Source organism: Thomasclavelia sp., from assembly GCF_047249845.1.
GTDB lineage: Bacteria > Bacillota_I > Bacilli_A > Erysipelotrichales > Coprobacillaceae > Thomasclavelia.
On record NZ_JBKTWO010000002.1, the window covers coordinates 21,871 to 35,171 of the forward strand.

A 13,301-nucleotide genomic window follows, 5' to 3' on the forward strand; every position below is an offset into this window, starting at 1 on the left:
CATAGTTGCATTGGGTTTTTATGGTCTTTTTTTGTTTAACAGTAAAATATATTTGTTATCTAATAAATGATTATGACATATATTTAAGATTAAAATTAGAAGATGCTATCTTAGAATTTTTATTTCGGAGGAATAATATGTCGCATATATTTTTAGCTTCACCGCATATGAGTGATGAAGGCTATGAACAAGAGTTTATTAAAGAAGCATTTGATACTAACTGGATTGCTCCTCTTGGTAGGAATGTTAATGAATTTGAAAATGAAATGATCAGTAAATTAAATGTTAAGGCTGCTGTTGCCTTATCTTGTGGGACAGCTGCTATCCATATGGCCTTAAAAAGCATTGGTATTAAACAGGGTGATCCTGTGTTTTGTCAGAGTCTGACTTTTAGCGCTTCTGCTAATCCAATCGTTTATGAAAAGGGAATTCCAGTATTTATTGACAGTGATGAATCATGGAATATGTCACCAAAAGCTTTAAAAAAAGGATTGGAAAAGTATAAAGATAATCTGCCTAAAGCAGTAATTGTAGTTCATCTATATGGTCTTGCTGTCAATATTGATGAAATCAGAGCAATCTGTGATGATTATGGTGTTCCTTTGATTGAAGATGCTGCAGAATCTCTAGGTACGATGTATAAAGGACAATGTACTGGAACATTTGGTGATTACAGTATCATTAGTTTCAATGGCAATAAGATCATTACTACATCTGGTGGTGGGATGTTATTAGTCAATACGGATGATGCAGGAGATAAAGCTAAGAAAGTTCTCTTCTGGGCAACTCAGGCAAGAGAACAGGCCAGACACTATGAACATAAGGAAATTGGCTACAATTATCGAATGTCAAATATTGTAGCAGGTATTGGCAGAGGACAATTGAAGGTATTAGACCAGAGAGTAGAGAAGAAAAGGTATATTTATAAATATTATCAAAAAGAATTGGGAGATCTTGAAGGGTTTAACCTAATGCCTAGAGATATGTATGATTCATATTCCAACTGCTGGTTGACAGCAGCTGAATTAGATGAAAGAAGCAAGGTAAGACCAATTGATATAATGATTGCACTGGAAGAGAATGATATTGAATCAAGACCAGTATGGAAACCAATGCATCTACAGCCGGTATTTAATGATTGTGATTATATTGATAACGGCAAGATATCAGAAAGACTGTTTAACAATGGAATATGTTTACCAAGTGATACCAAGATGACTGATGATGACTTGAACAGAGTGTGTAATATTATTAAAGGATTGTATAAATAATGTATAGATTATTTATTAAGAGATTTTTAGATTTTATATTATCATTATTAGCTTTGATTGTATTAAGTCCATTGTTACTTATTATAGCTATTTTAGTAAGAATCAAACTAGGATCACCAGTCATCTTTAAACAGGAAAGACCGGGGTTAAACGAAAGAATATTTACATTGTATAAGTTTAGAACAATGACAGATAAAAGAGACAGTGATGGAAATCTATTACCAGATGAAATCAGATTAACAAAGTTTGGTAAACTGTTAAGGTCAACATCATTAGATGAACTGCCAGAATTGGTTAATATGATCAAAGGGGATATGTCGATAGTAGGGCCAAGACCATTATTAGTTAGATATCTGCCTTTATATAACGATAAACAAAAACATCGACATGATGTAAGGCCGGGATTTACAGGATATGCACAGGTAAATGGAAGAAATGCAATCAGCTGGGAAGAGAAATTTGATTTGGATATTTATTATGTAAATCATGTTTCTTTTTTTATGGATGTAAAGATCATTATAAAAACAGTTAAGACAGTGATATTTAGAGAAGGAATATCAAGTGATACATCATCAACAATGGAGGAGTTTAAAGGTGAAGGATAACAAAACATCTGCACAACAGAAAAAAATATTTTTTGATAAATCGTTATACAAAAAAAACATCAGCTTGCTAAAAGCAAATGTTAATTTGGTGATAGATACAGTAACAGTATTAGGTGCAAATGGTACTATGGGCAGAAATATTTCTGCAATCTTTGCTTCATTTGGTGCTGCTAAAGTATATTTAGTCTGTCGTACAAAAGAAAAGGCAGAAGAAGCAGTGATACAGGCATTTCAGTCAATTAGATCAGAATCAATTAGAGATGCTCTTATACCAGCTACATATGATGATCTAGATATGTGTATTTCAGATTCAGATCTTGTATTTGAATCTTTAACAGAGGATATAGATGTAAAAAAAGACATGTATCAAAAAATCCTGCCTTATCTAAAAGAAAAGGCAATTATTTCTACTGGGACATCAGGATTAAGTATTAAAGAATTATCGAAATCATTAGGGGATAAAGCCAATAGACTTATTGGAATACATATGTTTAATCCACCTTATAATCTGACCTTATGTGAACTTATCATACATGACGAAGAACAAAGGGAACTGTCAAAAATGTTAAAAGAATATCTTTCTAAAACCTTAAACAGAACAGTTGTTGAAGTAAGAGATTCACCATCATTTCTAGGAAATCGGATAGGGTTCTTTTTTATTAATGAAGTATTAAATCTTGCAAAAGAAAATGAAGATGAAGGCGGGATTGATTACGTCGATTCAATTTTAGGTTGTTTTACAGGAAGAAATATGCCTCCGCTGGTTACTGCTGACTTTGTGGGACTTGATGTTACAAAATCAATCATTGATTATATAAAAGAAACTAACGATGATGAATTTAATGAATGTTTTGTAATACCTTCTTTTGTTAATAAACTTATCAGCGAAGGAAAATTAGGCAGAAAAGTAAATAAAGGATTGTATTTTAAGGATAGAGACAGGGATCTGCTCTTTGTTTATGATATCAAGCAGAAACAATACCGCTTAAAAAATAATTATCAGTTTTATTACGCAAATGAAATGATTAAAAGTGTACAGACGGCTGATTATGATAAAGCACTGGAGATATTATTGAATGATGAAAGTCATGAAGCAGTTATATGTAAGCAGATGCTGCTAAAATATATTGCATATTCACTAAAAATTTCATATGAAGTTTCTACAGATATAGCATCATGCGATGATGCTATGGCAACCGGTTTTTCATGGATTCCGCCAATTGCACTGATAGATCTGTTTGGGGGAATTGATAAAGTAATTGAATTAGGAAAAAAATATTTAGAAGACAAATATCTGGAAGTATTTAATAATCAGGATATTATAAATTGTCTGCCGGAAAAATCAAAATACGATTATCGCCCGTATCTAAAGGCAAGATATTAGGAGGACAGCATGAATAAAGTATTTATATTAGGAGGTTCTCAGACCGATTTTAAAAGAAACTGGTCTAAAGAGGGAAAGAATGTCATTGCATTATTGAGGGAAAATATTTTTGATGCAATGCATAATGTAAAACTTACTAAAGAGGATGTTATTAGATTAAATAAAGAGAACAAGATAGCTGTTTTTGTTGGTAATTTTATTGCAGAAAACTATATTGATCAGGGACATTTAGGAGCACTGCTGACAGAGGTGGATCCCTGTTTTTATGGTGTACCTTCGGGAAGATATGAAGCAGCGTGTGCATCAGGCTCAGTTGCAATCGATGCAGCATGCAGCAAGATTAGAGACAGGACATATGATGTTGCACTGGTTATTGGCTTCGAACTTATGAAAACTGTTGACTCGAAAGTAGGTGGCACTTATTTAGGAAAAGCTTCATATTATGAACATGAAGGAAAAAATATAGATTATCCATTTCCTAAATTGTTTGCAAGACTTGCAGATGAAACAATCAAAAAATATGCACTTGATGAAAAAAGATATATGAATGCATTATCTTCTATATCATATATGAACTATATGAACGCCAAAAAGAATGATTTAGCGCAAACAAGGGACTGGTATATGGATGATATACAGGTTAAAAACAGAGGGACTCAGTCTAATCCGATTATCGGAGGTAGGCTTGCTTTAACAGACTGTTCTCAGGTGACAGATGGAGCAGCAACTGTTATTTTATGCTCAGAAGAATATAAAGAAAAAAATTTTAAAAGTAATAAGCCGGATATCAAAGGATTTGGTCATAGAGTAGCACCTATGCAGTTCGATAAAAAAATAGAAGATTCTAAAAATTCCAAATATATATTGCCGTGGACAAGACAGGCATGTGTAGATGCATATCAAAGAGCTGGTCTTACTGTAAATGATATAGACGTATTTGAAACACATGATTGTTTTACATCAAGTGAATACGCAGCTGTTTCCTGTTTTGGTATAACAGAACCAGGTGAAGAATATCAGGCCATAGAGGATGGTACTATTTCATTTTTTGGAAAAAAACCAATCAATCCTAGTGGCGGACTGATTGGGTGTGGTCATCCAGTAGGGGCATCAGGAGTAAGAATGATGCTGGATCTGTATCGCCAGGTAACTAATAATGCCGGTAACTATCAGGTAAGGAATGTAAAGAATGCAATGATGCTGAATATAGGCGGGTCAGCAACTACAAATTATGTATTTATAGTAGGAGTAGATAAATAATTATGAAAAATGTCTATATAGTAGGTGCATCTGGATTTGGAAAGGAAATTGCATGGGTAATAGATGAGATAGGGGATTTTAATATAGTTGGCTTTATTGATGATAATAGATTAATATTAGGAAAAAAAATTAATGGTATTCCAGTTATTGGAAACGTTGATTTTTTATTAGATAAAACGGAGCAAATTAATGTGATTGTGGCAATTGGTAATCCTATTATAAGAAGAAAGATTATTGAACGATTAATGCATAATAAAAATATAAGATTTCCTAATTTAATTGCAAAAAATGTAGTTATATCAAAACATGTTGAAATGGGAGTAGGCAATATAATCTGCTCAGGAACAATTATGACTACAAATATTAGATTAGGTAATTTTAATCACATTAATTTAAGTTGTACTATAGGGCACGATGTATGTATGCAAAATTTTATTACTATATATCCTTCAGTTAACGTATCAGGAAATGTAAATATCGAGAATAATTGTGAATTAGGAACTGGAACAAAAATTATACAGGGTATAAGCATAATTAATGATACAATCGTGGGTGCAGGATCTGTAGTTATTAAAGATATAGAAGAATCTGGCACATATGTGGGGATACCAGTTAGGAAGGTAAAGTAATGAAAAAAATACTTGTTCTAGCAAATAATGATGTAGGTCTTTATAAGTTTAGAAAAGAGCTGATACAGGAGTTATTGAAAGATAACGATGTATACATATCACTACCAAACGGGAAATTAGTAGAACCTCTTATACAGATGGGCTGTAAATTTATTGATACACCTGTAGACCGTAGAGGAATCAACCCAATTACTGATTTTAAATTATTAAACAGATATCGAAAAGTCATTAAAGATGTAAAACCAGAACTAATCATTACATATACAATAAAACCTAATATTTATGGAAGTCTGATTGCAAGAATGAAACATATAGACTACGCAGTAAATATTACTGGTCTAGGAACAATGTTTCAAAGTGACAATCTATTAAAAAAAATGATTATCTTTATGTATAAGACAGCACTAAAAAAAGTAAAAACTGTATTTTTTGAAAATGTAGAAAATAAAGATATATTTATTAAAAATAAAATAACTGAAGAAGGTAGAGTATGTGTTTTAAATGGAGCAGGAGTTAATCTTGAAGAATATCCCTTTACAAAATATCCTGAAGAAGAAAAAGAAATCAGATTTTTATTTATCGGAAGGATAATGAAAGAAAAAGGAATTGATGAATTTCTGTATGCAGCAAAGAAGATAAAGGAAGAAAATATAGATATTCAGTTTTATATAGTAGGACCAATGGAAGATGATTATGAAAATATAATCAAGGAATATATAGACAATGATATTATCAACTATTACGGCTATCAGGAAGATGTAAAGCCGTATATAGAAGGATGTCATTGTTTTGTTTTACCTTCATATCATGAAGGAATGGCAAATACACTACTTGAAGCAGCATCAATGGGAAGAGCATTAATAACAAGTAATATACATGGTTGTAAGGAAGCTGTTGAAGATGGTGTTAATGGTTTTCTCTGTGAAAAACAAAATTCAGATAGTCTGTATAAAGTAATGAAGAAATTTATACAACTGTCCTTTGATGAAAAAGTAAAAATGAGTATTTGTGGTAGAAAGAGGATGAAAAAGTTATTTGATAAAAGAAAAATGGTTGAATGTACAATAAAAGCATTGGTTAAATAATAGTAAGGAGAATTCATTAGTGATACGAAAAACGTAGGATTAATAGAAAGTCGAAAAAGAAGTCCGAATGGAGAAGTACTGTTATTTTAAGTAACGTTTAGATGGGCACAGGGGGCACTGGCTACTAAATTTTTTCCATTAAAATATTTTCATTTAGTAATGTTATGTGTTTTGAGAAAATTAGAACATGATAAACTTCCTGCCGATTTAAATGTAGGGGCAGGACTATTTCTGGGCCATATATATTGTATTACAATTAATTCAGAAATAATAATTAGTGATAGGGGGATTGGAGTTAATTCTACAGTAGTGGGAAAAACTGTGATTAGTGATAATGCTGTGATAGGTCCAAATACTTTTGTAAATTGTGATGTTTCATGATACTCCATTGCAATTGAAAATCCTTGTGTAATAAAACATAGAAATAATGCAAGGGAATTTTGTTTATAAATAATTTAAGATGTGAATAAATTGAAGATAATAGGATTGGAGGGTTTAAAGATATGGAGAATAAATTTTTAATTCTTCCAGGATGCGATGATAGAAATAGAGGTGATCAAGCATTGATTTGGGAGACGATTGCATTAGCCCAAGCTGCAGGATATAAAGGGAAATTCTTAATGCTCGCAAATCATGATGGTAGTAGACAGTCACAAAAAGCAGGAATTGGGAATGTACATATGATTTTAGAGCATCCATCAACAAAATTTAGAAAATTAGATAATGAAAAGTATACATGGAAATTAAAATTAAAGTGGGGAATAGTAGCAATTTGGGATATATTTACAAAAGAGCCGTTGACACATAGTTGGACACGAAATTTATTAAAAAAACTATATAAAAAAACAGTTCAATATTCATTGAAAGATTTTGGAGATGCTGGTGCATGTTTTGTAAAAGGTGGTGGGTTTCTGCATGCGTATGGAGGTCTATCTGAAACCTATAAAATCTATTACTTTTTATACCATATTAGGTTAGCCTTATCATTGGGAAAAACGGTGTATATTTTACCTAATTCCTTTGGTCCATTTAAAAGTCCATTTGTAAAAAGAATGATGAATAAAACATTGTCAAAGTGCAAGGTGGTAATGGCACGTGAAAAAATATCTCAGGAACAACTGAAAAAAGAGTGTTTAGTAGACTCTCTTTTGTTTACAGATATTGCTTTCCATTTAGAGCCAGATAAGTCTTTTGATGCTAATAGGAAATTAATAGAACAAGGAATTCCTATAGGAGAAAAAAATGCATTGCGATTACAGCAAGACCTTATAGATTTACGGGATATGCAAATTCAGATTTATTATATCAAAATTATAAAGAAAGTCTGGTTCATTCAGTTGAATGGCTATCAGATAATGATTTTTTTCCTGTTTTTATTGAACATGTATATGATGAGAAGAGTCATGAGAATGATATGACATGTATATCAGAATTGATAAAGAACTTAAAAAAAGAATGCCAGTATGCGGTGTTTTCAAATAGAGAGCTAACTTGTACACAAATGAAAAAAATATATGGTGAGTTTGATTATATCATTGGTACAAGATTTCATTCAATAATTTTTTCCCTTGCACTAGGTGTACCTGCAATAGCTATTACATATGGCGGAAATAAGGGCGTGGGCATTATGAAAGATTTAGGGTTAGGAAGATATTCTATTTCTATAGATTCCGTTACAGGAGAAGAAATAATAAAAAAGTTTTGTGATCTTACATTAAATTGTGAAAAAAACAAGCAACAAATTAAAGCATGTTTACAGTTATTAGAAAAAGAAAAACAAGAGATTGTACAATTATTAAGAGAGGAATAAATATGGCACTACTTACAGTATTTACACTTACATATAATAGGGCATATTGTTTAAACAAGTGTTATGAGAGTTTATTAAGACAAACTTCTAAAGATTTTGAATGGTTAATTATAGATGATGGTTCAACAGATAATACAAAAGAAATTGTTGAGGGGTGGATAAAAGAGAACCATATTCCTATTTCATATATCTACAAAAAAAACGGTGGAATGCACAGTGGGTATAATATGGCATATGACAATATATTTACTGAGTTAGCTGTATGTATTGATTCTGATGACTATATGACAGATAATGCAGTTGAACTTATCACGAATTTTTGGAAAAAAAATAAAACCCCACAATATGCTGGTATTGTAGGATTAGATATTACGGCAGATAAAAATATAATTGGGAAACCATTACCAAACAAAAAAAGTATGAAGGTTTATGACTATTATAATAGGTTGAATGGAAGTGGAGATAAAAAAATGATTTATCGTCCAGAGTTAATACGTCCTTTTAAATCACCGGAATTTGAGGAAGAGAGGTTGTTCCCTACTTGCTATAAGTATTATATGGTAGATTTAAATTACGATATGCTTATATTGAACGAACCGTTATGTATCGTAGAATATATGGAAGATGGATTTACTTCTAATATCATGAAATCATATAAAAAGAATTTAAATAGTTATATATATTATAGAAAATTTATTTTGACATATCCTAATGCAACTGTGGCACATAAGTTCAGATTTGCAATTCATTATGTTGCAGAATGTTTACTCAATAAGGAAGAACATTGGTTAAGGAATGTACCAATGAAACGATTTGTGGTACCTGCGATTATTCCTGGTATCTTTTTATACTGTTACTTGTCACTGAGAACATAAGAGAGGCGTTGTATATGATTTTTTGGATAGGGATGTTCATTTTAACTTTATTTTGCTATGGAATATGTTCACAGAGATACAGATTAAAAATTGAAAAGAAGATTGTGATTATATATAGTGCAGTATTAATATTTTTTGCTGGAATGAGGTCTGGAATTGGTGATACTGGATTTTATCTTTCATGGTTTAATAAATTCAAATCATTACCAATTGGAAATTTATTCGGAACAGATATAAAAGAAGTAGGGTATGCGTTTATAATGTCCTCAGTGGGAAAATTTACACAGGATCCACAAATATATTTAATATTTATAGCTATAATTACTATAGGTGGAGTATTTTATGTAATTAACAAATATAGTGAAGACATTAGTATCTCTTTGTTGCTGTTTATGACATCTGGTTTATACTTAGGTATGATGAATGGTATTAGGCAGTATATAGTTGTAGTAGGATTATTTTTATTAACAAATTGTTTGATAAAAAATAAGCCTATCATATATATTTGTGTGGCTTTGATTTTGTCAACAGTCCACACTTCGGCATTGTTTATGATTCCCATTTTCTTTATTGTTCGTAGGAAAGTTTGGAAAAGTGGCACTATAGTGTTAATAGGTATAGTTTCATTTGCTTTATTTAATATTAATTCTGTACTTCCATGGATTGCACAATTATTACAGAAAACAGCATATGAAAATTATAGTGACTCATTGTTAACTGACATTGGCTCGGGAGCAAATTATCTAAGAGTTATTGTAATGTTAGTTCCTGTATTTATATCTTTTTTAGGTAAGAAAATTTTTGATGAAAATGATATGGAATATCGTGTGTATTCAAATATTATGATACTAAATGCTATTTGTTATTTATTTTCAGCAAGAAATTGGATATTTGCTCGATTAGCAATGTATTTACATATTTACATCATACTTTTTTATCCATATGTACTTTCAAAGGTTTTTACTAAGGACAGTATTAAGATAGTGAAAATTTTACTAATAGTTTTGTATAGTATTTTCTTTTTGTTTGAAGTGAAAAATACTCCATATATGAGTTATTATTTGAATATTAATACAGATTTAATAGGTGAGTTTACAAGAGGAGTATATAGTGGATATTGGTAGGAAAGTATGATATGGTTGAGGAAAGAAGGGCAGTAGTATAAAATGAAAATCTTATTTATAATTCCAACTTTAGGTTCAGGTGGCGCGGAACGTGCTTTACTACAATTAGTAAATCATTATGAATTAGATGATGAAATAACAGTTATGAGTCTTTTTAAAGAAGGGAATCATATTTTTAAACTTAATTCTAATATTCGGTATAAATATGTTTTTTCAAAGATGTTTAGGGGAAATATCTATTTTTTTAAAATTTTTAATCCATCCTTTCTTTTTAAGAGAATAGTTAAAGAAAAGTACGATGTGATTATTTCGTATTTAGAAGGACCTACCACCCGTATTGTTAGTGGGTGCTCCGATGGAACAAGGATTATTAACTGGATACATACATCTCCGACAGAGGAGAATGTAATACTAAAATCTTATCGAAATCGAAAAGAATTCTTAAAATGTATGTCTGAATACAAAGATACTGTGTTTGTTGCGGATTCTGCAAGACAACGTTTTTTTGAGGTTTTTCCTGAGTTGAATGAAATACAAAGTAGGGTGGTATACAATCCTATTAATAATATAGAAATCATTAAAAAGGCTCAGGAAAAATTAGAAATAGTACTTAATTCAGAAGAGTTTACTATTGTTACTGTGGGCAGATTATCTAAGGTAAAAGGGTTTGAGCGTTTGGTAAATATTTGCATAAAACTTAGAAAAAAGATTAATGTTCATCTGTATATTATAGGGAGAGGTAATGAGGAAATAAGGTTGAAAAAAATTATAAAAGAGCAGAATGCAGAGTCTTATATTACGCTACTTGGGTTCTATGAAAATCCATATCCTATTATTAAGCAAGCTTCTCTTTATGTCTGTTCTTCTTATCGAGAAGGATACAGTACTTCTGTAATTGAAGCATTGATTTTAGGTGTACCAATAGTAACAACGATGTGTTCAGGTATGGAAGAAATACTAGGTAGTAAAAATGAGTATGGAATTATCACAAAAAATACAGATGCAGATCTTTTAGATGGAATAGAGAACATTATTACAAATCCCAATCTATATAAATCATATAAAGTTGCTGCAAAGGAAAGAGGAAAGCTTTTTGAGCTATCGAAAAATGTAGAAAGTGTTCGCAGATTATTACAATAAATTGTTACTTAGGAAGGTAAAGTTATGAATAAACAAGAATTGATTTCTGTCATTATAGCGGTTTATAATATGCAAAAGTTTTTGGAACGTTGTGTGGAGAGTGTTTTATCTCAGACATATTATAATCTTGAAATACTTCTAGTGAATGATGGGTCAAAGGACGCATCTCTTAAGCTTTGCCGACAATTTGAAAAAAGGGACAGTCGTGTGAAAGTAATCAATAAAGAAAATGGAGGACTCACAACTGCTCGCAAAGCAGGGTTTGAAGCATCGAGAGGAAAATATATTACCTTTATTGACAGTGACGATTATTTAGAAGAAGATTATATTGCAAAACAATATCAGAATATTATAACATCTGGTGCTGAAGTATCTATATGTTGCTATTTTTTAGAAAAAGATGGTATTACAAATTCAATTGAATTACATCATGATAAAAATATATATGAACAAAATGAATTTATCCACAAATTATTACTTCCAGGAGTATATCCTGTTCTTAATGATACTACAACCATACCTAATTTTCTTTGGCTTAGACTATTTGACAGAACTGTGATTTCAGAGGATTGCTTTGTCTCGGAGAGAGAAGTCTACACAGAAGATTTGTTTTTTAACGCAGAAACGTATAAATATTGTAAAAAAATTTCAATATTAGATTGTTGCCTTTATCATTACTGTGTTAATTCTAGCTCATTGACACATATATTTCGCAAGAATCGCTATAAAATGGAAAAAAATAGAATTGATAAGATTAAAGAATTTTTAGTGAAAGTTGATGCATTAGATAATGAACGAATTTATCTTGCTAATATAAGAATGATTTGGGAGTGCATTGATAATGCTATGAGATTAGATTCTTTTAATGCATTCAAGAATGAGGTCAAACCTATATTTGAAAATTGTGAACTACATTCGTTACCATTAAATAAAGTTTTAAAATTTGTCTCTAAGGGAGAAAAAGTATGTTATTTTTGTTTTAAAAACCGATGGTATTTGGGGGCTTATTGTTTCAAGAAAATAATATATTACAGGGAGAAAAAGTTAAGATGTTATTACGTTTAAAATTGTTTATAAGTTATCTTCTTTCTAAATGTAAAGAAATACCTGATGTAAAACAAGGAAAGAAAAAAATAGTAATCGCGTTAGCTGCAAATTATGGAAATCTCGGTGATGTTGCTATAACACTTGCTCAAAAGCAATATTTGACTAGATATTTTCCAAATTATGAAGTTTTAGAATTTATGATTACAGATACTTTTTGTAAAATGAAGGCGTTGAAAGATATTATTGTACCGGGAGATATTATTACTATCGTAGGTGGTGGTAATATGGGTGATATGTATGATGATATTGAATTTGCTAGGCAATTTATAATAAAAAACTTTCCAGAGAATAAGATTGTTATTTTCCCGCAAACAATATCTTTTTCGGATTCCTTTATTGGTAATGTAAGATTATATTTAGCAAAGAAAATTTATAATCGACATAAGGATTTGAAAATTTTTGTAAGAGAGAAGTTTTCTTATGAGAAGTACAAGGATATTTTTTTCGAAAAAATTGTCTTAGTGCCTGATATTGTTATGAGTATGAAAAGGTTGGAATCTTTGGAAATAGAACGTTCTGGAATTGTTTTGTGTTTTCGACAAGATAAAGAGGATAGTATGGATTCTAATTATAAGGCAGAATTGATTGCCAGAGTAGAAAGTATATTTGATGTAAAAAAAAGAGATACACATGTTGGAGAAACTCAAAATTTGAATCAATTATATGAGAAATTAGATGAGTTGATTAAGGAATTCCAATACTCATCTGTAGTAATTACAGATCGATTGCACGGCATGATTTTAAGTTATATTAGTCATACGCCTTGTGTTGCTTTTTGGGGAAATAATTATAAAATTTTAGGATGCTGGGAATGGCTTCAGAGGTCTAATTATATTCGACTTATTGATTATAATGGACAACCAAGTATAGATGATGTAATTTCTTGTGTTAAGGAGTTATCTCGATTAACTTCTGATGAGAAACATATGGTAGATTTAGAAGAATACTTCTATGAAATTTATGAGTCATTGACGCAATAAGAAAGTTTTGGTAACTATTAGTGTTAGTATA

General features: G+C 30.7%; 14 protein-coding genes. All 14 read left to right on the forward strand.

Translation table 11 applies throughout. The features are described 5' to 3' along the window. The first annotated feature begins 137 nt into the window (after positions 1 to 137). The 14 genes from ACLR9T_RS00620 to ACLR9T_RS00685 all read left to right on the forward strand — a co-directional run bounded on the left by ACLR9T_RS00620 (position 138) and on the right by ACLR9T_RS00685 (position 13,270). Complete coding sequence (locus tag ACLR9T_RS00620; protein ID WP_413107596.1) at positions 138 to 1,271, forward strand: DegT/DnrJ/EryC1/StrS family aminotransferase; 1,134 nt, start codon at positions 138 to 140, stop codon at positions 1,269 to 1,271. Beyond that, a complete protein-coding gene (locus ACLR9T_RS00625; protein WP_413107597.1) occupies positions 1,271 to 1,876 on the forward strand; it encodes a sugar transferase in 606 nt (201 codons plus the stop codon). Before ACLR9T_RS00620 ends, ACLR9T_RS00625 begins: the two co-directional genes overlap by 1 nt. Next, positions 1,866 to 3,260, forward strand: a complete 1,395-nt coding sequence (locus tag ACLR9T_RS00630; protein ID WP_413107598.1) for a 3-hydroxyacyl-CoA dehydrogenase family protein — start codon at positions 1,866 to 1,868, stop codon at positions 3,258 to 3,260. The genes ACLR9T_RS00625 and ACLR9T_RS00630 overlap by 11 nt, the downstream gene beginning before the upstream one ends. Positions 3,261 to 3,269: 9 nt before the next feature. Continuing rightward, entirely contained in the window at positions 3,270 to 4,520 is a 1,251-nt protein-coding gene (locus tag ACLR9T_RS00635) for an acetyl-CoA acetyltransferase (protein ID WP_413107599.1), read from the forward strand. A gap of 2 nt (positions 4,521 to 4,522) precedes the next feature. After that, positions 4,523 to 5,149 carry an acetyltransferase gene (locus ACLR9T_RS00640; protein WP_413107600.1) on the forward strand — a complete coding sequence of 209 codons (627 nt, stop codon included), beginning with the start codon at positions 4,523 to 4,525 and terminating at the stop codon, positions 5,147 to 5,149. Next, entirely contained in the window at positions 5,149 to 6,234 is a 1,086-nt protein-coding gene (locus ACLR9T_RS00645; protein ID WP_413107601.1) for a glycosyltransferase family 4 protein, read from the forward strand. The genes ACLR9T_RS00640 and ACLR9T_RS00645 overlap by 1 nt, the downstream gene beginning before the upstream one ends. A 159-nt stretch (positions 6,235 to 6,393) precedes the next feature. Continuing rightward, positions 6,394 to 6,615, forward strand: a complete 222-nt coding sequence (locus tag ACLR9T_RS00650) for a hypothetical protein (protein ID WP_413107602.1) — start codon at positions 6,394 to 6,396, stop codon at positions 6,613 to 6,615. A 122-nt stretch (positions 6,616 to 6,737) separates the two neighbouring features. Then, positions 6,738 to 7,652 (forward strand): polysaccharide pyruvyl transferase family protein, encoded by a 915-nt coding sequence (locus tag ACLR9T_RS00655; RefSeq protein WP_413107603.1) that lies wholly within the window; start codon positions 6,738 to 6,740, stop codon positions 7,650 to 7,652. Next, positions 7,559 to 8,044, forward strand: a complete 486-nt coding sequence (locus tag ACLR9T_RS00660) for a polysaccharide pyruvyl transferase family protein (protein ID WP_413107678.1) — start codon at positions 7,559 to 7,561, stop codon at positions 8,042 to 8,044. The genes ACLR9T_RS00655 and ACLR9T_RS00660 overlap by 94 nt, the downstream gene beginning before the upstream one ends. 2 nt (positions 8,045 to 8,046) lie before the next feature. Next, positions 8,047 to 8,919: a glycosyltransferase family 2 protein gene (locus ACLR9T_RS00665; RefSeq protein WP_413107604.1), complete on the forward strand. Its 873-nt coding sequence runs from the start codon at positions 8,047 to 8,049 to the stop codon at positions 8,917 to 8,919. Positions 8,920 to 8,933: 14 nt separating this feature from the next. Further along, positions 8,934 to 10,043 carry an EpsG family protein gene (locus ACLR9T_RS00670; RefSeq protein ID WP_413107605.1) on the forward strand — a complete coding sequence of 370 codons (1,110 nt, stop codon included), beginning with the start codon at positions 8,934 to 8,936 and terminating at the stop codon, positions 10,041 to 10,043. Between the two features lie 42 nt (positions 10,044 to 10,085). Then, positions 10,086 to 11,183, forward strand: coding sequence for a glycosyltransferase (locus ACLR9T_RS00675; protein ID WP_413107606.1), 1,098 nt, complete (start codon positions 10,086 to 10,088; stop codon positions 11,181 to 11,183). Between the two features lie 24 nt (positions 11,184 to 11,207). Continuing rightward, the gene (locus tag ACLR9T_RS00680; protein ID WP_413107607.1) at positions 11,208 to 12,248 is read left to right on the forward strand and encodes a glycosyltransferase family 2 protein; all 1,041 of its coding nucleotides are present in this window, start codon (positions 11,208 to 11,210) and stop codon (positions 12,246 to 12,248) included. After that, complete coding sequence (locus tag ACLR9T_RS00685) at positions 12,233 to 13,270, forward strand: polysaccharide pyruvyl transferase family protein (protein ID WP_413107608.1); 1,038 nt, start codon at positions 12,233 to 12,235, stop codon at positions 13,268 to 13,270. The genes ACLR9T_RS00680 and ACLR9T_RS00685 overlap by 16 nt, the downstream gene beginning before the upstream one ends. Positions 13,271 to 13,301 lie beyond the last annotated feature (31 nt).